Consider the following 23,117-nt stretch of genomic DNA (forward strand, 5'->3'; position numbering starts at 1 on the left):
GTCCGTGTTTCTCATTTCCCGGGTCAATGTCGCAAAATAGAAACGGGTTGCCGCAAATGGCTGTTTGCCTTCGCGGGTCGTGAATCCAGCCTTTGCGGACATGTATTCCCCCATGCGTTTTCTCGCCGCCTGCGTCGGCGCCATCGGCTTGGTCACCCCTCTTTTTGCGCAAGACGAATCACCCTCGCGCACCGTGGCCGGCTGGGAACGCTGGCCCGCCGCCGGAGTGAAAACGCTTTCGTCCGAGGCCGCGCCCAACGAATCCGGCTGGCTCGAACTAACCGCACCACGCGACGCAAAACGCGTCGGCATTTCCGTGAGACCGGAGGCGGGCGCGGGCTCGTGGGATTTGGAGGCGTTTGCCGAAATCGCCGTGCCGTTCCGCAACCTCGGGACGGAGCCGGTTGATGTTGAGCTTGCGGTGTTCGACGCCGCCTCGGCCACCGGGCCGGTCAAAATTCATCACAGGCACTATCGCGCCCCGGCGACGCTGCCCGTGGGCGGCCAGGTCGTGTGGGTAACGGTGCCGATCACCGGCAAAAACAAATCGCCGCTCGACGGCAAACTGATCTCGCTCGTTGGCAAGCCGCGGGAGTTCGCCCGCCACGGGGTCATGGACGGCGCAAGCATCGCGCGCATCGAAATCCATGCAAAAAACGCGCGCGCCGGACAACGTTTCGCCATCGGCAAAGTCGTCGCGCGCGGCGTGCCCGAGCCATGGCGCGACTGGCCGGAAAGCCGCGTGTTTCCGCTCGTGGATGAATTCGGGCAATACGCGCACCGCGAGTGGCCTGGCAAAATAAAATCGGAGCGCGATTTCGCCGCGCGCCTGAACGCCGAGGACGCCGACATCGCCGCGCATCCACGCCCCGCAAAATGGAACCGTTACGGCGGCTGGGCGGCTGGGCCGCAGCATCGCGCGACCGGATTTTTCCGCGTCGAAAAAATCGACGGCCAGTGGTGGCTCGTCGATCCGGAGGGGCGGCTCTTTTGGTCGCACGGCGTGGTGCGCGTCGCCACGCTTCAGCGCGTCGGCGGCGTTTATCGCGGCACGCCGCTTCCCGACCGCGAGCATTTCTTCACGCTGCCGCCAAAAGATTCCGCGTCGCCGCTCGCGCGGTTTTACGGCGACGAGTCGCCCTCGACGCGCGGCTATTATTTGGGAAAAGGCAGGCACGCCGTTTATGATTTTCTTGAGGCCAATCTTTTCCGCAAGCACGGCGCGGACTGGGAGGCGGCGCACAAGGCGCGCGCGCTGCGGCGCCTCGAAAGCTGGGGATTGAACACCATCGCCAACTCCTCCGATCCCGACATTTACCTGCGCCGCAAATTTCCCTACACGGCGATTCTCTACTCCGCGCCGATGGGCGCGTCGGAGTTTCGCATCGAGGCGTCCGGCGGAAGCTGGGGCAAGCTGCCCGATCCGTTCGACCCCGCGTGGGAGCGGCACATGGAGCACACCATGCGCACCGAGTTGAGGGAGTCGCTCAACGACCCGTGGTGCCTCGGTTTCTTCGTGGACAACGAGCTGCGCTGGGGCAACTCGTGGCATGCCGCCGAGGTCACGCTCGCCTCACCGGCCTCGCAACCCGCCAAGCGCGCTCTCGTTTCCGTGCTGCGAAAAAAATACCGCGACATTGCCGCGCTGAACACCGCGTGGGCGACCGCGCACGAAAGTTGGGACGCGCTACTCGCCGCAACCGCGCCGCCCGACAAAACACACCCCGCCGCCAAGGCCGACCTCGAAATGTTGAGCGAACACATCGTCGAAAAATATTTCGCCGGCTGCCGCGCGGCGGTCAAGGCCGCGTCGCCGAATCACCTGTATCTCGGTGCGCGTTTCGCGGGCAGCGGCAGCGCGTTTGTCACGCGCGTGGCCGCGCGCCACTGCGACGTGATCAGCATCAACATCTACGCGTCGAGTCTCGCCACGCTTCCCGCCATCCTCGATACCGCGAAGGGCATGCCCGTGCTGATTGGGGAGTTCCACTTCGGCGCGCTTGATCGCGGGCCGTTTTGCGCCGCCCTCGTGCGCGTGGCCGACCAGGACGCCCGCGCGCTCGCCTACCGCGAATACGTGCGCAGCGGCCTGCGCAACCCGGCGATCATCGGCACGCATTGGTTTCAATATTACGACCAGCCGACGACCGGGCGTTTCGACGGCGAAAATTACCAAACGGGCCTGCTCGACATTTGCGACACGCCCTACGCCGAAACCATCGAGGCCGTGCGCGACGTCGCCGCCACGCTCTACGAAACGCGGTTTGGAGTGCGCAAATGAAACGCCAGCCCCAAACAACACCGGCATGAAAACGCAAACCAACCGCTCGCCCATCCCCACGCATCCGTTTGCCGTTGTAACGCAGACTGCCAAGTCTGCCCTTGAAAAAATCACGCAATTAATGGAAGGCAGACTTGGCAGTCTGCGCTACGTTGGCCGCAATGTTGGCCGCACTGTAACCACGCCAAAGGCGTGTCACAACTTAGCCCAGGGTGGAGTCTGCGACACCCTGGGTATGCTATTTTTTGAATACAGCGCCCTGAAGGGGCGCAACAAATCAGCGCGCACCGTAACATGTTGTCGCGCCCCTTCAGGGCGCCGGTCTTGTGGTATCGGTAACCCGGGGTTGCGCGCTACGCGCTCACCCCGGGCTAAGTTGTGTGACGCCGTTGGCGTCGTGTATGCCGTCGTTCCACCAATGTTAAGCGATTTCCAATTCCATTCACCATGAAAGTCACCGCAATCGAAACACACATCTGCCACGCGTGGCGCACGAACTGGGTTTTTGTGCGCGTGCTCACCGACGACGGCATCCACGGCGTCGGCGAGGCCACGCTCGAATACCGCGAGCAAACCGTCGCGCAAGCGTGCAAGGAGCTTGAGCGCTATCTCGTCGGGCGCGATCCGTTCGACATCGAGGCATTTTGGCACGACACCTACCGCGACGTTTACTGGCGCGGCGGACCGGTGCTGATGAGCGCGCTCTCCGCAGTCGAAATGGCGCTCTGGGACATCAAGGGCAAGGCGCTCGGCGTGCCCGTGTGGCAGTTGCTCGGCGGACGCGTGCGCGACCGCGTGCCGTGCTACGCGAACGGCTGGTTCGCGCCGGCGGTGCGCCCGGACGAGTTTGCGGAAAAAGCGCGCGTCGCCGTCGCTCAGGGTTTCCGCGGACTGAAATGGGACCCGTTCGGCTCGGCCTACATGAACATCGGCAAGCGCGAACTCAACGACGCGATGGCGTGCGTGCAGGCCGTTGTCGAGGCGGTCGGCCCCGACGTGGATATTTTGATCGAGGGCCACGGACGTTTCAACGTGCCCACGGCGATCCGCATCGCGCAACGGCTGGAGGAGTTTGACATCACCTGGTTCGAGGAGCCGGTGCCGCCGGACAACCTCGACGCGCTCGCCGAGGTGAAGCAGCGCGTGCGCGTGCCCATCGCCGCCGGCGAACGCCTTTACAGCCGCTGGGATTTTCGCGCGCTCCTGCAACGCGGCGCCGCCGACTACGTGCAGCCCGACGTGAGCCATGCGGGCGGAATCGGCGAGCTGCGCAAAATCGCCGCGATGGCCGAGACGCATCACATCGCGATCTGCCCGCACAACCCGTCCGGCCCGGTCGCCAACGCCGCCACGCTGCAACTCGCCGCGTGCACGACCAACTTTTTCCTGCTCGAAACCATGTCGAACGACGTGCCGCACCGCCGCGAAATCAGCACCGAGCAGGCGCGTTTCGAGGCGGGCGCGCTGCTCATCCCCGACGGGCCCGGCCTCGGCATCGACCTGCGCATTGATGAAATTGCGAAGCATCCCTACGAGCCGCGCAACCTGCGGCACTACACCGGCGCGCTCACGCAAATCCGCCCGCCTGACGCCGTCTCCTACTTCAATCCCGAAACTTCAAACACTCCGAAAAAACAACAATGAACTTCCAAGGAAAACACGTGCTCGTCACGGGCGCGGCAGCCAACTCCGGCTTCGCCATCGCGCGCCGCTTCGCCGCCGCGGGCGCGCAAGTCGCGATCAACGACATCGACCCCGACGCCACCGCGCGCGCCGCCGCCGAAATCAGCGAAGCCACCGGAGCGGACGTGCTCGCGCTGCCCGCCGACCTCACGAAACGCGAGGGCATCGCGGGCATGTTCCGGCAAGTGCGCGACAAGTGGGGCCGGCTCGACATCCTCGTGAACAACGCCGTGCAGCACGCCATCGGCCACTCGTTCGCGGACATGCCGTTCGAAGTGATGGAAAACGTCGTCCGCGTGAACCTCATGGGCACGTTTTTGTGCGGCCAGGAAGCCGCGCGGCTCATGATCGCGCAAGGCGGCGGGGCGATTGTGAACCTCGGCTCCAACACCGCGCAGCGCGCCATCCGCAACCGCAGCATTTATTGCGCGACAAAGGGCGCGATCGAGGCGCTCACCCGCGCGATGGCGCTCGAACTCGGCGGGCACAACATCCGCGTCAACACCGTCGTGCCCGGTTACATTCGCACCAACCGCTGGGATCACATCACGCCCGAAACCGCCGCGCAGCGACGCGCCATCGTGCCCATCGGCTGGGAATCGACGGGCGACGACATCGCCGACTCGGTGCTCTTTCTCGCCTCGGAACAGGCGCGCCGCATCACCGGCTCCCGGCTGGTGATTGACGGCGGCTGCTCGGTCCAACTCGTCCCGCAAGCACTCGAAACATGAAACCAGCCGCCGCAAATCCCGTAGGGGCGCACCTTGCGTGCGCCCTCGTGTCAGCCCGCTTTGGGTGTGCGCACGCGCACAGTCCTTCGCATACAAGGGCGCACGCAAGGTGCGCCCCTACAAGACCAAACCAAACCGAAGCACGCATTAGACCCAAAAAACCAAAACATCTGGCATGAAACCTCAAAAACCACTCCGTCCGGGCTACAAATGGGAGCTGCTCGCGCTGCTCTGCCTGGCGTTTTTCTTCCACCAGGGCGACCGCGCGATCTTCGGCGTGGTGCTGCCGCAAATCCGCGCCGAGCTGCTGCTCACCGGTTCGCAGGAGGGCCTGGTCGGCTCGGTGCTCTTCTTCACGCTCGCCATCCTGATGCCCTTCGCGGGTTTTGTCGGCGACCGGTTTTCCAAGACGCGCGTCATCACCGGCTGCTTGATATTCTGGAGCACCGCCACGCTCTTCACCGGCTTCGCCGGCGGCGTGGTCGCGCTCGTGGCGTTGCGCAGCGTGGCGACCGCGGGCGGCGAGGCCTTTTACGCGCCCTCGGCGTATTCTCTGCTCGCCAAGTTTCACCGCTCGACGCGCAGCATCGCCATGTCCGTCCACCAAACCGCGCTCTACATCGGCGTGATGACCAGCGGCTTCCTCGGAGGCTGGATCGCCGACTGCTGGGGCTGGCGCTCCGCGTTCTACGTGTTCGGCGGCTGCGGCATCTTGCTCGGCTTTGTGTTCATCTTCCGCTTGCGCGACACAAATGACGAGAAGTCGCTCGAGCCACCGCCCGCGGACGCGCCGCCCGCCGCCGCCCCCGTCGCGGAGCCGACGCTCTTCCAGTCGTTCGCCATGATTTTTCGCACGCCGACGGCGCTGCTGCTCACGGTCGCGTTCACCGCCATCGTTTGCGTGAACAACGCCTACGTCGTCTGGGCTCCCTCGTTTCTTCAGGACAAGTTCAACCTCTCGCTCACGCTGGCGGGCGGCTACGCGATGTTCTTCCACCACTTCGGCGCCATGGCCGGCGTGCTCGCCGGCGGCGCGTTTTCGGACTACCGCGCGCGCACCCGCCCGACCGCGCGCCTGGAGTTGCAAACCGTCGCGATGGCGCTCGGCGCGCCGGCGATTTTCTGGATGGCCATGGCGCCGGGCCTCGTCTCCGTGTGCGTTGCCATGACCGCATTCGGCCTCTTCCGCGGCCTCTACGAATGCAACACCCACGCCTCGCTCTTCGACGTGATTCCGCCGCGCTTCCGCGCCACCGCCGTGTCGATGATGACCATGATGGCGTTTCTCGTCGGCTCGCTCTCGCCGCTGCTGCTCGGACGCATGAAGGACATTTACACCGACGGCTCCGGGCTCACGCGCGGGTTCGCCGTGCTCGCCTCGCTTTACCTCGTCGGCGCCATCGCCGTGGGTTTCGCCCGCGCGCGCACATTCCGCCGCGACCGTGTCGGTCTGGTTTGATTTTTCCCAAAACCGGACAACAATTCCGCCCATGAAATTCCCCCGCGCCGCCGCACGCCTCCTTGTCATTCCGGCCCTGCTCTGCGTCCTCGCGACGTCCGCGTTTTCCGCGCTGCCGAAAACCGGTCGCGCCGGCCCCGTCACGTGGAGCAATCCGCTTCTCGAAAAGACGTTCCCGTTGCTCGCCGTCCTCGAAAGCGATCCCGCCGTCGGCGCCGCGCTCGCCGCGCATCCCGAACTCGCCGCGCTTGCGCAAGCCAAGTTCCGCGCGATCCCGGCCTCCGCCGCGGCGAGCAAGGATGCGACAACCCTCGACGCCCTCACCGCGCAAATCGACCCGCTCCTCTGGTCCGACGCCGAGATTCAGCAAGTCGCCGAAATCCTCCGCGGCCTCCTCGCCGACAGTCCCGCGCTCCGCGCCGCCGTCCGCGACAACCTTCGCCCGAGCGGTCTTTTCGCGCTCCACGAAAAACTCCCCGACGCCGATTTCCTCGCGCGCGCCTGGGGCGATGCCGCCGGCATGGTCAACCTCGTCATCAAAACCTACGCGCTCGGCGTTCCGCCCCGCTACGCAAAAATCGACGCGCTCGCCTACGATCCCGCCTCCGCCTACCACGTCAAAACGACACGCGAACTTCTCGTGCTCGTGCGCGACGACCCCGAGGCCGCGCGGCTTTTCATCCAGCCCTCGCTCCGTTTCGCGGTCATGCTCCTGCAAGCGCACCAGCGCGATTATGCCGGACGTTTCGAGCCGTTGCACGCGGGTGAAAACCAGGCCGCATTTGCCCGCGCCGCGAAGATTGATTGGACGCGTTACAAGCACACCGCCCTGCTCGTGCTCGGCCACGGCGCGCACATCTCCGGCGTGCCCCTCAGCCCGACGGGCCGCGCCTCGCTCGACGCCGCCATCCGCAGATTCCGCGAGGGCGACTCCGCGTTTCTGGTGCTGACCGGCGGCTACGTCTGGCCCTCCGGCACCAATTATTGCGAAGCGGTTGAAATGAAACGCGTCGTTGTCCGCGACTTCGGCGTGCCGGAGGAATGCATCATCATCGACCCGCACGCCCGCCACACCACCACCAATTACCGCAACACCGCGCGCCTGCTCATCCGCCTCGGCGCGCCCCTGGACAAAACCATCCGCGTGCTCACCACCGACACGCACGTGAACTACATCGTCAGCCCGCGCTTCCAAAGAAACGCCAAAAAGGAGCTCGGCTATTCGCCCTTCACGCTCGTCTCCCAAGCCGGCCCGCTCGAACTCATAGGCAAACTCTCCCCGCTCTCCACCCAAGTCGGCACCGACCCGCTCGACCCATGACGGTGTTTTGGAAAATTGAAAATGCGCGCCCACCCATCCCCGACGGGGATGCGTCTTTTAGCCCGGGGTTGGTGCGAGAAACGAGCGCCTACCCCGGGTGGGATAAAAAAGAAAACACAACCCTGAAAGGGTTGCGTTCGTTGAAAACGCACGGTGCGCAAACAGGCCACAACCCCGTCGGGGTTGGTTGTAATGCTTATCATTCCCGGGGTAGCTCGCCGCGCTCGCAACCCCGGGCTAAAAGACAGAAGCCCGTTGGGCTTCATGCAATGTCAGTTTTTTAAACCCAATAACATGAAACCAAAATCCCTCACCTCACTCCTCCGCATTGTCGCGCCCGCCCTCCTCGCCACGGCCCTGTGCCTCCCCGCGACGGCACAAACCGTCCATCCAAAAGCGGCGCCCGTGCAGCTCAAACGGATCGGCAAAGTCACCCCGCGCGCATCGGTCGAAGGCGTCAGCCCGCGCATCGGCATCGGCTTCGAAAAACTCGACCGTAATGTTTTCGACCCGGAAAAAGCCTACGACAAAGTCGGCGCGCTCGGCGTCAAGTGGGTGCGCATCCAGTCCGGCTGGCAGCGCACCGAAAAAGTTCGAGGCCAATATGATTTCGCGTGGCTCGACAGCGTGGTGGACAACCTCATCAAGCGCGGCATGACGCCGTGGATCAACCTCTGCTACGGCAACGAACTCTACACGCCCGAGGCGAAAAAATATTTCGGCGCCGTCGGCGTGCCACCCGTGAAAACCGGGGAGGAAAGACGCGCGTGGGCCGCCTACGTCACGGCCCTCGTCAAGCATTTCAAGGGACGCGTCCAACTCTACGAAATCTGGAACGAACCCAACGCGCTCAACTGTTGGAAAACCGGCGTGAACCCGGCGGAATACGGCGAGTTTGTGATCGCCACATCGAAGGCGATCCGCGCCGTCGATCCCTCCGCGCAAATCGCGGGCGGTGTCACCTCCGGCTCGCTCAAGCACCTCGGCTACATGGCCGCCGCGCTCGAAACCGGCATGGCCGCGCACCTCGACATTTTTTCGTATCACTATTACGCGATCACGGAGCTCGGATACAAAAACCGCTACGACGCCATGCGCGCGCTCGTGCGCGCCCACAACCCCGACATCAAAATGGTGCAGGGCGAGTCCGGCACGCAATCGCGCCCCGACGGACGCGGCGCGTTGCGCTACCGCGCGTGGACGCCGCAAAACCAGGCCAAGCTGTTGCTGCGACACCTCGTCACCGACATTTCGTTCGACGTCGATTTCACCTCGTATTTCACGACCGTTGACATGATCGAGGCGCTCGACGGCAAAGTCGGCGAAAAAGCCTCGTATTTGGATTATGGATACTTCGGCGTGCTCGGCGCGGACTTCGACGAGGACGGCCGCTCCACCGGCGAATACACGCCCAAGCCCTCCTACTACGCGCTGCAAAACCTCTGCTCCGTTTTCACCGACGACGTCACCACGGGAAACATTGCGCTGCAAATCGTCCCCGGCGAAGGCGCATACGGAAAAGAAGTCGGCTTCGACGATCATCCTCTGCAATATCTCGCATTGGAAAAGTCCAACGGCGCGCGCGGCTTCCTCTACTGGAACGCGACCGACCTGCTCACGACGAGCTTCGAAAGCGCGACCACGATGATATTCACCGGCCTTCCGAAACCCGTGCGCCTAGTGGACCTGATCACCGGCGACGTCTATGAAGTGCCCGACGAAATGATGGTCCAATCGCGCTACAAGGGCAATTCCTGGACCCTGAAAAACATCCGCATAACCGACTACCCGCTGCTGCTGACGTTTGGTGATTTTGTGAAGTTCGAGCCGAGTAAAAAATAACCGAAATCGAGCCGTAAGGGCGTCGCAAGCGGCGCCCCTACGCATGAAATTTTCGAGGTTAAGATTTCCGACGTTGTTTGCGCCTGATGCGGCGTCTTTCGGCTTCCTCAGCGACGTTTTTTTCGTGTTTCGCTTTTTCAATTTTGTATCGGCGGATAGCCGCTACAAAAAGACAGAGCCCCATGACAAGCACAGCGGCGCCCATAATTTGCGCGCTGGCGCCTGTCATCAATCCTGCACCTCTTTTTCCAGTGAAAGTTTTTGTTCTGATGTCATTGGCGCCACCAGCAATCAAAAGTGTAGCTACAAAAAATAGCCCCCAGTATGAAGTTCTGACAGATTTTGGATAAAACCGGCTCAGTAGAAAACCAATCAAGAGAGGCCCGCCTAAAAACACCAAAAAACGCTGTATCGTGCCCCAGTCCATTGGAAAACGGTGTCCTCAAAACCTCGGCATTCCACCACCGCCCTTGGCCTGCATGGCTTGCATCTGGCGCATCATTTTGCGGCCTCCGCCGCCCTTCAGCATCTTCATCATTTTTTGCATTTGCTGAAATTGTTTCATGAGCTGGTTGACCTCTATGATTTTCACGCCCGCGCCGTTCGCGATGCGAAGGCGGCGGCTGCCGTTCAGGAGCTCGGGCTTGCGGCGCTCCTGCGGCGTCATCGAGAGAATGATCGCCTCGGTGCGCGCCATTTGTTTCTCGGCGTCGCCGTCTAGTTTGACGCCGTTCATGCCCGGAAGCATGCCCATGATGCTTTCCATCGAGCCCATTTTTTTGATCTGGCGCATCTGCCCGAGAAAATCCTCCAGGTTGAAGTCGGCCTTGCGGAGTTTCTCCGCCATCTTTTCCGCCTCCTTCTGGTCGATGTTTTCCTGCGCGCGCTCGACGAGCGAAACCACGTCGCCCATGCCAAGGATGCGCGAGGCAAGGCGGTCGGGATAAAATATCTCGAAGTTTTCCGTCTTCTCACCGGTGCCGACAAACTTGATCGGCACGCCCGTGATCGACTTGATCGAGAGCGCCGCGCCGCCGCGCGCGTCGCCGTCGAGCTTGGTGAGGATGAGGCCGGTGAGTTGCAGCGCGTCGTTGAACGCCTTTGCCACGTTGACCGCCTCCTGGCCAAGCGCGCCGTCGGCGACGAGAAACACCTCGTCGGGTTGCACGCGGGCGCGAAGTTTTTTCACCTCGTCGATCAGCGTCTCGTCAATTTGCAGGCGTCCGGCGGTGTCAAAAATAATCGCGTCGCACGTCGCCTCGCGAGCCGCCTCAAGCGCGGCCGCGCCAATGGCGGGAACGTCCTTCGAGTTGCGATCCGCGTAAAACGCGACCTCCTCCGCCTTCGCCAGAATCTCCAGTTGGTCGATGGCCGCCGGGCGGTAAATATCGCACGCCACAACCATCGGACGGTAGCCGCGTTTTTTGAGCAGTTTCGCGAGTTTGGCGCTTGATGTCGTTTTGCCCGAGCCGTGCAAGCCGACCATGAGCACCCTCAGCGGACGCGCCGCGGAAAGCTCGGTCGCGCCCTCGCCGAGCAAGCGCACCAATTCGTCGTTGATAATCTTGACGATTTGCTGGCCTGGCGAGACGCCCTTGAGCACTTCCCGCCCGACGCATTGCTGCTGCACGCGCTCCACGAATTCGCGCGCGACCTTGAAGTGCACGTCGGCGCCGAGCAGGGCCGCGCGCACTTCCTTGAGCGCCTCGGCCATGTTTTCCTCGGATAGTTTGCCAACCCCGCGGAGATTGCGGAGCGCCTGCGAAAGTTTGTCTGTGAGCGATTCGAACATGTGAAAAGCGCACAAATGAACTCACGCGCAAACAAATGGCCAGATTTGTTTGAGGCAAATTGCGCGCGCGCAAATGGGTTGACCATCGCGTCCGATTTGCGGGAGGGTTTGCGTCATGCGTTACCGACCCCTCGCCTGTGCGATTGCAATGATTTTGTTTTCAACGGCCGCCCGCGCGCAAACTCCGGTCCCTGCCGGCGCGCCGAGCGGGGATCCGCTTGTGAAAAGCTGGACGCCGCCGGTGTATCCGCCGGAGTTGGAAAAACAGAATGTGGAGGGGCGCGTGGAATTGCGTTTTGTGGTGAGCGAGACGGGCGAGGTCGGCAAACTGCGTGTCGCCAAATCGTCGGACAAACGCTTCAACGAAGCCGCGCTCGAATCAGTCGGGAAATGGGTGTTTGCGCCGGGCCTCGACGAAGGAAAGCCGATTCCGGTGGGAATGGGCGTGCGTTTGTTTTTCAAACTGTCGGAAATAGGAACGGCAGGCCTGCTGCCCCCGCGCGAATCAATGCCCTACCCCTTGAAGAAGACACCGCCAAAGATTGTTTCACAGCCGGTGGAAACGACCTTTCCGGCGTGGCTGGAATCGCGCATCACTAAAGGCACAGTCTTCGCCGACCTGATGATCGACGCCGGGGGGAATGTATCAAGGGTGCGGGTGCTCGACTCGACGCATCCCGATTTTGTGCGGCGCTCGGAGGCGAAGTTCAAGGAGTGGAAGTTCGAGCCCGCGAAACAGGGCGACCTGGCGCTGCCGGGAAAGACGCGGGCGTCGCTGGAATTCTCGGCGTGGGGCGAGCGGCAGAAAAATGAAACCGACACCGACGTTTTTACCATGGCGCCGCCCGAAGGCGTTTCGATTGACAGCTATTGCGAAAAAGAACCGGAGCGAGTGATTATGGTGGACCCGGTTTTTCCATACGAGCTCGCAACAACGGGGAAATCGGGCGAGGCCGTGGTGCGATTCACCGTCAGCGACACCAATAAAATCCGCGACATCGAGGTGCTTTCGGCAAGCGATCCGGAATGTGGACGCTCGCTCGTGGCGGCGCTTGAGGGAAGTTATATCAAGGCGGGCACCAAAACGCTAAAACCCGCGTCGTTGCGAATGACGTGGAGGCACGTTTTCAAGCAGCCGCCCGCGGAGCCGGTCATAAACGCCAACGGCGAAATCGCGGAGTCGAGCGAGATGCGCATGATTCGTCACCTGGCAAACGGAAACGAAGTGCTGGGCGCGCGAGGACTCGACGGAAGGCCGCGCCCTGTGTGGCGCGCCGCTCCCGTTCCCCCGCGGGCATTCGCCGGCAAAGAGGTAAAAGGCGAGACCACAATCGAGTTCATCATTGATCGCGAAGGGCGCGCATGCCTGCCGCGCATAGTGCAGGCGTCGCACCCCGAGTTTGGCTGGGCGGCGGTGACCGCGCTCAACCAGTGGGTGTTTGACCCGCTGACTCGCGGCGGACAGCCAACCGAGGCGCGCGTGCGCGTGCCGTTCTCGTTTTAGGCATTCCTCCCCCTCAAGGAAACGACATCGCCGTTTTTCAAACACAACCGGTCACTGTAATTGATTTTTGAATACAAAAAACGCCCGCGGTTGATTGCGGGCGTTTTTTTGGCTTGGTTTTTGCAGCAGCGTGGCCGCCGCGAACAGAAAACGAAATGCGAATGCGCCGATCACGCGGCGGGCACGATTTCGACACTCGTGAGTCCGATGCGGTCGATGGGCGTGCTGCGCTCGCCGGTGGGCTGCGTCGGAACGGTGGCGATGCGCTCGAGCACATCGTCGCCGGCGATGAGTTCGCCAAAGGCGGTGTATTGCTTGTCGAGGAAACGCGCGTCGCCGTGGCAGATAAAGAACTGGCTGCCGGCGGAGTCGGGATGCTGCGAGCGGGCCATCGAGATGACACCGCGCACGTGCGGCTTGGCGTTAAACTCGGCCTTGATCTGGTAGCCGGGGCCGCCCGTGCCGGGCAGGCCGCTTTCGCCGTCCTTGGTATTGGGGCAGCCGCCCTGGATCATAAAGCCCTTGATAATGCGGTGAAACGCGGTGCCGTTGTAAAAACCCTCGCGCGCGAGTTTCTTGAAATTCTCCACGGTCTTGGGCGCGACGTCGGGCCAAAACTTGATGGTCATGTCGCCGTAGGAGGTTTTCAGGATCGCGTGTTCTTCGGGTGCTGTGTTGGTGGTGCTCATGTGTAAAAGGCCGAGAGACTGAAGGACAGAAGGGCTGAAAGGGAAGCAGAAACGGACGGTCAAAATTGATGGAGACGCGAAAATAAAAATGAACGCCGGCTGGAGATTTTGTTGAATGCGGAGCGCGCAGGTTGTTTCCTTGGAGCCATCCCGAAATGTATTTGTTTTTAACAGGCCTGCTCGTCGGTGCGTTCGCGGCATTTTTGTTTTATTGCCGCGCCCGCCGCGGCGCCGCGCCCGCCGAGGACGACCGGCAGGTGGTTTCGCAGGAAACGCAAATCGTGGTGGACTTCATGCACCACATGGCGGAGGCGATGGCGGACAATCCCCGTCGCGAGGCGCTCTATCAGCGCATCGTGCACGCGTCGATTTTGTGCACGGGCGCGCTCAGCGCGTGCATATTTGAAAAAACCGCGGGCAACATGATGCGCGGCGTGGCGGTGGAGGGGCTATTCCCGCCGCACAAGCCGCTGCCGGACTCGGGCCGGGCGGGAATCATTTCGCGGGCGAAGTTCATCGAGCAGGTGTTGAAGTCGGAAACATTTCCCGTCGGCGATGGTGTGGTGGGAAACGTGGCGCAGACCGGCAAGGGGGAGTTGATTCCCGATGCGAAGGCCGACCCGCGCGTGGTCCGGCATTACGACCCGGCGCTTGAGGTGCGCTCGATCATCGCCGTGCCGGTGACATTTGGAAAACGGTTTTTCGGCGTGCTCGCGGTGACCAACCCGGCGGGCAGCCATCCGTTCACGCAAACGGATTTTTCACTGGTGCAATCGCTCGCCGAGCAGGCGGCGATCGCGTTGCACACGGTCGATTTCATCAACTTCCAACTGGAGAAAAAGCAGCTCGACATGGATCTCTCGCTCGCGAGCAACATCCAGCAAATGCTGCTGCCGCACGGGGTGCCGCAGATCGATGGGTTCGACATCGACACGCGTTACTCGCCCGCGCAAAAAGTGGGCGGCGATTTCTACGACTTGTTTGTGCTGTCCGAAACGAAGCTCGGCGTGGCGGTGGGCGATGTTTCGGGCAAGGGCGTCGCGGCATCGCTGCTGATGGCGATTTGCCGCACCAACCTGCGCCAGATCGCGCCGCGATTCGAGTCGCCCGCGCGTGTGCTCGTGGAGCTCAACCACGTGCTGTCCGAGGACATCCAGCAGGGGCTCTACATCACAATGGTGTTTGCGATCATCGACACGGAATACAACGAGGTTACGTTTGCGCGCGCGGGGCACGAGCTGCCGTTTTTCGCGCGCGAGGATCGCGCGGACAAACACTTCAAGGGCGAGTTTATCGGCTCCGAGGGAATGCCCATCGGCATGGTGGAGGAGATGATTTTCGCCGAGATCATAAAGGACCGGCACGAACCGCTGATGCGCGGCGAGTCGCTCGTGCTCTACACCGACGGGATCACGGAAATGCCAAACGAGGACGGGAAGGAATTTTCCGGCGCGCGGCTCATGGACGCCGTCCGCGCATCGCGCAAGGGCAGCGCGAAGGAAATCAACGACCACGTGCTCGAAAGCGTGTCGCGCTTTGCCGGCCCGGAAAAACAGCGCGACGATTACACGCTGGTGACGATCAAGCGCGTTTGAGCCGCGCACATGGCGTCCCGTGCCAGCAGCGAACCCGCGGCGCAAAAAAATCACGGCAACGCCGCGGCGCCCGGAAAGCAGATGCGCTCCACGGCCTCGTTGAAGTCGGCCGCGCCTTGAAGAATCTCGATCTCGAGCCGCAGGTAATAGATCGGCACGGGGCACGGCATGCCGGGATCGATGCGCACGGCGTCCTTCTCGGTGGTCACGATAAACTCCACTTTTTTCTCGATCGCCTCTTTGAAGATCGATTCGAAATCCGATTTCTTAAACCGGTAATGGTCGAGAAACCGGCGCGTGAAAACAATCGAGCCGCCGAGATCGCGAACAAACTTCTCGAAACTCTCCGGCACCGCGATTCCCGAAAACGTGCCCACTCGCTTGCCTTTCAGAAAATCAAGCGGCTGTTTCTCATCGGCTCCGGCGCCGAAGCGTTGCAAATACTGCGGGCGGTGCGCGCACTCGATAATGTCGGCGTGCGGATTGTGTTTTTTGATAAGCTCCTCCAGCTCCAGGTCGCGCTGGCCGTTGGACTTTGTGAGGAAAACGTAGCTCGCGCGCTTGATGTGCTTGATAGGCTCGCGCAGGATTCCGCGCGGCAGCAGGTTGCCGTTGCCAAACGGGTTGGTCTTGTCAACGAGCAGCAGGTTGAGCCGCCCCTTGAGCGGCAGGTATTGGAAACCGTCGTCGAGCACGAGCGTGTCGCAGCCGAATTTCTTGATCGCATACATGCCGGCCTTCACGCGGTTTTTGTCCACGAGCACGAGCACGCCCGGCAGGTTTCGAGCGAGCATGTAAGGCTCGTCGCCCGCGTGCTCCGAGTCGAGCAGCACGGTCTTGCCGTCGCTCACGATGCGCGGCGGCGGCTCCGCGGCGTGCGTGATCCAGTTGATCCACTTGCGCCAGAACGGGGGCGACTTGCTCTTGTAGCCGCGGCTGAGGATGGCGACCTTGCGCCCGCGATCGCGAAGCGCCGCGGCGAATTTTTCCACCACCGGCGTCTTGCCCGTGCCGCCCACCGTGAGGTTTCCCACCACGACGACGAGGCACCCGAGCGGCTGATCATGAAAAATGCGCCTCCGGTAAAGCCAGTAGCGCGCCTGCACAATCCCGCTGAACATAAACGACAGCACCTGCAAAAATCCCGCGAACAATGTCGCCGCCGTCCCCTCCGCGCGCCCGAAGATCACATCGATGGCGAAAGCTTCGAAGCTGCGGATTTTTCTTTGAAACCAGGAGGACATTTGCGGTGCGGGCTTTTACAAAAGGCGTGGATCGTTGCGGTTGGGATTGAGTATTGACGATGAGGGCGGTGTGGCGTTCGTTGACAGACTTCTATCACGAAGTTGATCCAACCATGCAACTCAATCTCGTAAAATCCAAAATTCATCGTGCCGAAGTCACCGACATGAGCCTCAACTACGAGGGCAGCCTTGCCATCGACATCGAGCTCATGGAAATGGTCGGCCTGCGCCATTACGAAAAAATCCTCGTGAGCAACCTCGCCAACGGCGAACGCTTCGAAACCTACGCCATCCCCGCCCCCGCCGGTTCGCGCATCTTCAGCCTCAACGGCGCGACCGCCCACCTCGGCAAGCGCGGCGACCTCATCACGATCATGAACTTCGCCTTTGTTGACGAAAAGGAGGCCGAAAACTGGAAGCCGCAAGTGCTCCTCCTCTCCGAGGCGAACAAGAAAATCGTGAAACTTTCCCACAAGTGACGCGCGGCGGCCTGAAAAACGCCAAGATTCAACCTAACGCACACCCGTGCAAAAAATTTCAATCAATCAATCGAAAATCCAAAATCGAAAATTTCCTCATGAGCTACAAACTCTTCATCCCCGGCCCGATCGCCGTCTCTGAAAAAACGCTCCGCGCCATGGCCCAGCCCATGATCGGACACCGCAGCGCCGATTTCGTCGCGCTCTTCAACGCCGTCCAGCCCGAACTCCAGGCGCTGATGTATACGAAGGACCCCGTTTACATCAGCACCAGCAGCTCGTGGGGCTGCATGGAAGGCGCAATCCGCAACGTCGTCAAAAAGAAGGTGCTCAACTGCATGAACGGCGCCTTCTCCGACAAATGGTTCGACGTCTCGAAACGCTGCGGCAAGGACGCCGGCGCGCTCAAAGTCGAGTGGGGCCAGCCCGTCGAACCCGACGCGCTCCGCGCGGAACTCGCCACCGGCCAATACGACGCCGTCACCCTCATCCACAACGAGACCTCCTGCGGCTGCATGAGCGACCTGCCCGCGCTCATGGCCGTGCTGCGCGACTTCCCCGACGTCATCTCGATCGTTGACACCGTCAGCTCCTGCAGCGTCGTCCCGATCAAAAAGGACGAACTCGGCATCGACGTGCTCATCACCGGCTCGCAAAAAGCGCTCGCGCTCCCGCCCGGCCTCTCGCTCATGTCGGTCTCCAAGCGCGCGCTCGAACGCGCCGCCACCGTCGAAAGCCGCGGCTACTATTTCGACTTCCTCGAATTCCAGGCCAACTGGGAAAAAGGCATGACGCCCAGCACGCCCGTCATCCCGCTCATCTACGCGCTCAAGTCGAAGCTCGACGACATCAAGGCCGAGGGACTCGACGCCCGCCACGCCCGCCACGCGCAGCTCAACAAAATGGTGCGCGACTGGGGCTTTGCGAAAGGCTTCAAACTCTTCCCGAAGGAAGGCCACGGCTCGCTTTCGCTGAACTGCTTTGCCAACACGCTCAACTACGACATCGCCGCCCTGAACAAAATCCTCAAGGCCGAGCACAACCTCGTGATCGACGGCGGCTATGGAAAGCTGAAAGGCAAAACCTTCCGCATCTCGAACATGGGCGACGAAACCGTGGAAACGATCACCTCGCTCATCGCCTCCCTCGACGCCGCGCTGGCGAAAACGCCGAAGCTCGCGGCGTAAGCGCCAGCTTTCGAACACTCACGTAGGGGCGTCGCAAGCGACGCCCTTTTTTACTTTCCATACCTCCGCAATGCTTTACACCCCAAGCGCCGCACTCAACACCACCCAATAACCAAAATGACACCCGATCAGAAACACTGTATTAAAGAGGCGCATTTAGCATTGCCGGAAGGGTTTGGAGCCAAACCCGCAAGTGAGAGCGCACTTTGCGCATTTGAGAAAAAATTCGGGCCGATACCTGCTGATTATCGTTGGTATCTCGCAGAGTGCGGCGGCGGTGTTGTTCGTTCCGAGACATTGGACGATATCAAAGAGCTGACGAAGAGCCACAGAAAGTTCGAACGAGAAGCCGCAATGGACGGAGGATGGAAGAAGCGGGATGGTTTTCTTATCGGCTGGGACGGCAGCGGAAATCCCATAAGCATGGATACTGCGACCGGACAGATCATGGTTGAAGACCATGATTTTGGTGGTGTTCACGTTTTAGCCGCATCGTTCGCTGACTTTTGTTTGGGAACAAAGTGAAAAAATAATCCGCGTAACGCTCACATTTTTCCATGGCATCCACGACAAACTTTCCCGCACCGCCCGCCATCCTCAATGAGCGCGATCTCCGCGCAGCCGATTTCAGCGCGCCCGTTGCCGAACCTTCAGCCCTACAGCCCTTCAGCCCTTCAGCCCTTTCCTCCCCCGCCCTTCTTCGCATTTACGCGTGGATGCAACTCGCGCGCCTCACGGACAACCGCATCCTTGACCTCTTCCGCCAGGGTTTGATCAAGGGCACCGTCACCGGAGGACAGGGACACGAAGGGCTCGTCGTGCCCCTTGCGCTGCTCGCCGACAAAACAACCGATGTCATTTCCTTCACGCATCGCGGACTCGGCGGACATCTCATTTGGAGCCAGCATCTCTGCACGCACCTCAACCAGTATTTTGCAAACTCCGAAAGCCCCACGCAGGCCCGCGAGGGAAACGTCCATCGCGGTGACCCGGCGAATCGCTCGCTCCCGATGGTCAGCCATCTCGGCGCGATGGCGTCCAATGTCACCGGTTGCACCGACGCGCAACGCCGCGCGGGGAAAAATGCCGTTGGTATCGCCATTTTCGGCGAAGGCGCGTCATCCACCGGCGACATTCACGAGACGCTCAACCTCGCCTCGCTGCTCAACATCCCCGTTCTTTTTGTCATCGAAAACAACCGCTACGCCTACTCGACACCCTACGAGGAGGAATGCGCGCCCGGCGCGGCCCTCTGGCAGCGCGCCGCCGGCTATGGCATCGAGGGCTTCGCGCTCGACGGCACAAATCCCGAACTCGTCGCCGCCACGCTTGCCGCCGCGCTCGAAAAAGTCCGCGCCACTTCGCGCCCCATGCTCGTTGAAGCCAGTGTCGTCCGCCTCCGCGGGCACGCCGCTTACGACACTTGCGATTATTATCCGCCCGGCGAGTCCGAGCGCATCGCCGCCGCCGATCCACTCCCGAAATTCCGCGCCCGCCTTGCAGGCGCGGGCCACACCGCGCAACTCGACGCAATCGACGCCGAGCTCTCCGCCTATCTCGAAACCTGCGTCAAAATTTCGCTCGCCGTGCCGCGTCCCGCCTCCGATGCCGCACCGATGCAACGCGACATTTTTGCCCCCGCCGCCGAACCGATGCCGTGGAAACCCGCCATCGAGCTTGCCGACAACTCACCCTTGACGATGGCGCAGGCCATCAACGCCGCTCTTCGCAAAATCCTCACCGAGCGTCCTGAGTCGCTCATACTAGGCCAGGACATCGGAACCTACGGCGGCCCGTTCAAAGTCACCGAGCATCTGCTGCGCGATTTCGGACGCCCCCGCGTCATGAACGTCCCGCTCGCCGAGAGCGCCTGCACCGGTTTCACAATCGGCCTCGCGCTCGGCGGACGCCGCCCAATCGAGGAGTTCCAGTTCGCCGATTTTTCCACGGAGGCAGTCACCCAAATCACACAAAACGCCGCCACCTACCGCTTCCGCTCCGGCGCGCAAGTGCCGCTCGTTTTGCGATTCCCCTGCGGCGGCGGAATCACCCTGGGCTCCTTTCATTCGCAGGAACTCGAATCGCTGTTCACCGCATTCCCCGGCATCAAGGCGCTCTACCCGAGCAATCCGCAGGATGCGTTCAACGCCATCCTCGCCGCCTATGAGGACAACAACCCCGTTCTCGTTTTCGAGCACAAGGGCCTCTACCGACGCGGCAAGTCGCCCATCATGTGGGACTCGAATTACCGAGACATCTGGCAACCCGCGCATCTGCGCGCGGGCGACTTCGCCACTTTTGTTTCCTACGGCGAAATGACTCACATTGCCGCCGAGGCCTGCGATTATCTCACCGCTGAATACGAGCGTAACCTCGACCTCTTCGACCTGCGCTGCCTCGCTCCGTTGAACCTCGACTCCATCCGAGAGTCACTCTCGCGCACGCACCGCCTGATCGTGTTGCACGAAGGCCGGCGCTCGCACGGTTTCGGCGCCGAGCTCGTGGCGCAGCTCACCGAGGAACTTTTCTTTTCGCTCGAAGCCCCGCCGCTGCGCATCGCATCGCTCGACATGCCGGTGCCCTTCGCCCCCGAACTCGAACACGTCTTCCGCCCCACGAAGGACAGCGTGATCGAAAAAATCACCGCATGGATGGGTTGAGTCGATTTTGGATTTTTGGATTTCGCAAATACCGCGTTTTCCAAAAAACATACAACGCACATTCTGCCCTCCCATCCGTCCCATCTGCCTCATAAAAAATCTCATCGAAAAATCGCCACGCGCAAACAACATCCTCTTTTCCCATGCCCACAAAAAAATCCAAAAAAACAAAATCCAAAATCAGCGCCGCGCAGTGGCGTAAAATTCGGCTCTTCGCCATGGATGTCGACGGCATCCTCACCGACGGCTCGCTCATCGTCTCAAGCGACGGCACCGAGTCGAAAACCTTCAGCATCCTCGACGGTGCCGGCCTCATTTATCTCGGCTGGGCCGGCATCACCACCGCATGGCTCTCGGGCCGGAAATCCGGCGCGACAACCGTCCGAGCCAAGGACCTGAAAATCCCGTATGTTGTCCAGGGCCAGGACGACAAACTCGCCGAACTTAAAAAACTCGCCGCCAAGCTCAAGCTCACCGCCGACCAGATTGTCTACATGGGTGATGACGCCATCGACGCGCCCGCGATAAAATGGGCCGGCATCGGCATCAGCGTCTCCAACGCCCAGCCCCCCGCGCTCGCCGCGGCGGACATCATCACCAAAAAAGCCGCGGGCGCGGGCGCCGTCCGGGAAATCTGCAACTGCATTCTCGCCGCCCACGGGAAATAGTTTTCCGAAACAACGCGCGTGCGCGCCCTTTTCACAGCACTCCTGTTTTCTGTCCTCGCCGCCGGTGTTTTTGCCGGCGCCGGGGGCAGAAGCATTTTCGCAAACGTCCCGGTCAAGAATCCCCGGTATCCCGCGTTCAACGACGCCGGGCACCGCACATCGCTCATCTCCGGGGAACAGGCCACCATCATCAATACCCGCCAGATCGACATCGGCCGGCTCGAATTCATCCAATATCCCGGTGACGGAAGCGCCCGCGTCGTAACCCGCATGACAGCGCCCGTAGCAAGTGTGTTCGAGTTCGACTCGCCGGCACCGAGAATCGAGGGAAAGGAAAATGTCCGCCTCGCGCACGAGGACGAACTCGACGTGACGGGCGAGGACTGGGCCTATGATCATGCGCGGCAAAAACTCACGATAAACAAAAACGCCCGCATCCTATACAAGGCCCCGCTCAAAAACATCCTCGGCCGTTCCGCCACCGATCAACCGGATTCCCAAAATCCCCCGGCCGCACTCGAGTCCGACGAGACGCTCGTCACCGCCGATTCGCTCGCGCTCACACAAAACGAAACGAACGGCACAACCCTGGCCGTCCTCAAAGGCAACGTCGTCATCACCTCGGTCGACGGCCTGCGCCTCGACTGTGATCACCTCGAAATCACCGCCGCGCGCCTCCGCGACAAGGACCCCGCGCTCACACCGCTCGACAAATTCCAGCTTCTCGTCGCCACCGGCAATGTCCGCCTCACCCAAGGCGCGCGCACGGTCACTTGCGGACGCGCCGATGTGTTTCCACGTGAGAGCCGCATCACGCTCACACAAAACGCCGTCGTCACCGACACCGAACTCAAGATCACCGCCGCCGGCGACCCGCTCGTCCTTCACCGCGCCGACCGCCGCATCGAAGGCAAAACTGGACGATTCATCCTTCCGCCCTGGCAGGCAACCGGCACGGAACCGCGCGCGGAAAATGCCAAGTTGGAAAACACGGTCATCACCGCCGGCAACTTTGTAATGCGGGAAACTCCGGACGGTCTCACCCACGCCAATCTCGATGAAAACGTAACTGTCGCCGCCACGGACACCCGGCTCACCTGCGATCACCTCGTGCTCGCCGTCACACCGCAGAAACAACCCGCTCCCGACGCACCCGCGCCAAAAATCGCACCGCTGCAACATTTCCTCGCCACCGGCAACGTCCACCTCGCCCAAGCCAGCCGCGAAGCGACCGGCGGCCAGGCCGAAATCCTGCCGAATGAGGATAAAATCATACTCACCCAAAACCCCGTGCTCATCGATCACGAGGCATCCGCAACCGCCTCGGCGGATATTTTCACGCTTCAACGGCTCGAACGCCGCCTGACCGCCGAAAACAATGTCCGCATCACCCTCCCCCCAATCAAGGACCTCAGCGCAAACACGCCCCAGAGCCCCGCAGCCTCGCCCGACATCGACACGGTTGTCACCAGCCGGACGCTCACCATGTGGACAACTCCCGACGAACTGTCGCACGCCGTTTTTGCCGGCGACGTCCATCTCGAGGGAACGAATCTCGACCTCGCCTGCAACCACCTGACGGTTGACGCAGATCCGCGCAAGACCGGGGCCCCGCCTCAACCGCCGAAACCGGATTCAACGCTCGACCCCAAACTGCAAACCATCGCCTCCAAGATTCTCCTGCTGGTTGCGACGGGGGATGTGCGATTCAAACAGCTTTCACGCGAAGTCACAAGCGGTCGCGCCGAGATCATTCCCGCCGAGGATCGCATCACGCTCACGGAAAATCCAGTCATCATAGATCGCTCGAATCCGGACGAAACAGTCACCTTCAGCAGCGAAAAACTCACGCTCATCCGCGGCGAGGAAAACATTGAGGGTGAAAAAATAAAAATCACCCGCACCACGACAAAACCGCAACCGTAGCGCCCAACCGTCAAATCCCCGTCAATCGGGCGCGATACATTTTTTTGATTTTGCAA

Annotated in this window: 18 protein-coding genes; 14 read left to right on the forward strand and 4 right to left on the reverse strand. The window is 61.5% G+C overall.

Annotated elements, in window-relative coordinates; all coding sequences use genetic code 11:
- Nucleotides 1-112 precede the first annotated feature (112 nt).
- From M2103_RS06685 to M2103_RS06710, 6 genes are all read left to right on the forward strand, one after another.
- On the forward strand, nt 113-2,281 hold the full coding sequence (locus M2103_RS06685) for a hypothetical protein (protein WP_277509553.1): 2,169 nt from the start codon (nt 113-115) through the stop codon (nt 2,279-2,281).
- 447 nt (nt 2,282-2,728) lie between these two features.
- Entirely contained in the window at nt 2,729-3,925 is a 1,197-nt protein-coding gene (dgoD, locus tag M2103_RS06690; protein ID WP_277509554.1) for a galactonate dehydratase, read from the forward strand.
- The gene (locus M2103_RS06695) at nt 3,922-4,695 is read left to right on the forward strand and encodes an SDR family oxidoreductase (protein ID WP_277509555.1); all 774 of its coding nucleotides are present in this window, start codon (nt 3,922-3,924) and stop codon (nt 4,693-4,695) included. Before dgoD ends, M2103_RS06695 begins: the two co-directional genes overlap by 4 nt.
- Nucleotides 4,696-4,870: 175 nt before the next feature.
- Nucleotides 4,871-6,154 carry an MFS transporter gene (locus tag M2103_RS06700; RefSeq protein ID WP_277509556.1) on the forward strand — a complete coding sequence of 428 codons (1,284 nt, stop codon included), beginning with the start codon at nt 4,871-4,873 and terminating at the stop codon, nt 6,152-6,154.
- Nucleotides 6,155-6,185: 31 nt separating this feature from the next.
- A complete protein-coding gene (locus M2103_RS06705) occupies nt 6,186-7,475 on the forward strand; it encodes a YdcF family protein (protein ID WP_277509557.1) in 1,290 nt (429 codons plus the stop codon).
- Nucleotides 7,476-7,769: 294 nt separating this feature from the next.
- The gene (locus M2103_RS06710; RefSeq protein WP_277509558.1) at nt 7,770-9,317 is read left to right on the forward strand and encodes a cellulase family glycosylhydrolase; all 1,548 of its coding nucleotides are present in this window, start codon (nt 7,770-7,772) and stop codon (nt 9,315-9,317) included.
- 58 nt (nt 9,318-9,375) lie between these two features.
- Here the strand turns inward: M2103_RS06710 and M2103_RS06715 are convergent, their stop codons facing one another.
- Nucleotides 9,376-9,744 (reverse strand): hypothetical protein, encoded by a 369-nt coding sequence (locus M2103_RS06715; protein WP_277509559.1) that lies wholly within the window; start codon nt 9,742-9,744, stop codon nt 9,376-9,378.
- 15 nt (nt 9,745-9,759) lie between these two features.
- Nucleotides 9,760-11,109, reverse strand: coding sequence for a signal recognition particle protein (ffh, locus tag M2103_RS06720; RefSeq protein ID WP_277509560.1), 1,350 nt, complete (start codon nt 11,107-11,109; stop codon nt 9,760-9,762).
- 115 nt (nt 11,110-11,224) lie between these two features.
- Here ffh and M2103_RS06725 point away from each other — a divergent pair, with 115 nt between their 5' ends.
- Nucleotides 11,225-12,613 (forward strand): TonB family protein, encoded by a 1,389-nt coding sequence (locus tag M2103_RS06725; RefSeq protein ID WP_277509562.1) that lies wholly within the window; start codon nt 11,225-11,227, stop codon nt 12,611-12,613.
- A gap of 170 nt (nt 12,614-12,783) precedes the next feature.
- Here M2103_RS06725 and M2103_RS06730 read toward each other — a convergent pair whose 3' ends face one another.
- Nucleotides 12,784-13,302, reverse strand: a complete 519-nt coding sequence (locus M2103_RS06730) for a peptidylprolyl isomerase (RefSeq protein WP_108826276.1) — start codon at nt 13,300-13,302, stop codon at nt 12,784-12,786.
- A gap of 155 nt (nt 13,303-13,457) precedes the next feature.
- On the opposite strand from M2103_RS06730, the gene M2103_RS06735 reads away from it, so the two are divergent.
- Nucleotides 13,458-14,897 (forward strand): GAF domain-containing SpoIIE family protein phosphatase, encoded by a 1,440-nt coding sequence (locus M2103_RS06735; protein ID WP_108826277.1) that lies wholly within the window; start codon nt 13,458-13,460, stop codon nt 14,895-14,897.
- A 50-nt stretch (nt 14,898-14,947) separates the two neighbouring features.
- Here M2103_RS06735 and lpxK read toward each other — a convergent pair whose 3' ends face one another.
- The gene (gene lpxK / locus M2103_RS06740) at nt 14,948-16,141 is read right to left on the reverse strand and encodes a tetraacyldisaccharide 4'-kinase (protein ID WP_108826278.1); all 1,194 of its coding nucleotides are present in this window, start codon (nt 16,139-16,141) and stop codon (nt 14,948-14,950) included.
- A gap of 113 nt (nt 16,142-16,254) precedes the next feature.
- On the opposite strand from lpxK, the gene panD reads away from it, so the two are divergent.
- The 6 genes from panD to M2103_RS06770 all read left to right on the forward strand — a co-directional run bounded on the left by panD (nt 16,255) and on the right by M2103_RS06770 (nt 23,061).
- Entirely contained in the window at nt 16,255-16,620 is a 366-nt protein-coding gene (panD, locus tag M2103_RS06745) for an aspartate 1-decarboxylase (protein ID WP_277509564.1), read from the forward strand.
- A 98-nt stretch (nt 16,621-16,718) separates the two neighbouring features.
- Nucleotides 16,719-17,807, forward strand: coding sequence for an alanine--glyoxylate aminotransferase family protein (locus M2103_RS06750; protein ID WP_277509565.1), 1,089 nt, complete (start codon nt 16,719-16,721; stop codon nt 17,805-17,807).
- A gap of 117 nt (nt 17,808-17,924) precedes the next feature.
- Entirely contained in the window at nt 17,925-18,332 is a 408-nt protein-coding gene (locus tag M2103_RS06755) for an SMI1/KNR4 family protein (RefSeq protein WP_108826280.1), read from the forward strand.
- A 32-nt stretch (nt 18,333-18,364) separates the two neighbouring features.
- Entirely contained in the window at nt 18,365-20,467 is a 2,103-nt protein-coding gene (locus M2103_RS06760; RefSeq protein ID WP_277509566.1) for an alpha-ketoacid dehydrogenase subunit alpha/beta, read from the forward strand.
- A 143-nt stretch (nt 20,468-20,610) separates the two neighbouring features.
- A complete protein-coding gene (locus tag M2103_RS06765) occupies nt 20,611-21,135 on the forward strand; it encodes an HAD hydrolase family protein (RefSeq protein ID WP_277509567.1) in 525 nt (174 codons plus the stop codon).
- Nucleotides 21,136-21,153: 18 nt separating this feature from the next.
- The gene (locus M2103_RS06770) at nt 21,154-23,061 is read left to right on the forward strand and encodes a hypothetical protein (protein WP_277509568.1); all 1,908 of its coding nucleotides are present in this window, start codon (nt 21,154-21,156) and stop codon (nt 23,059-23,061) included.
- Nucleotides 23,062-23,117 lie beyond the last annotated feature (56 nt).

This window comes from Ereboglobus sp. PH5-5, from assembly GCF_029504805.1.
Taxonomy (GTDB): domain Bacteria; phylum Verrucomicrobiota; class Verrucomicrobiia; order Opitutales; family Opitutaceae; genus Ereboglobus.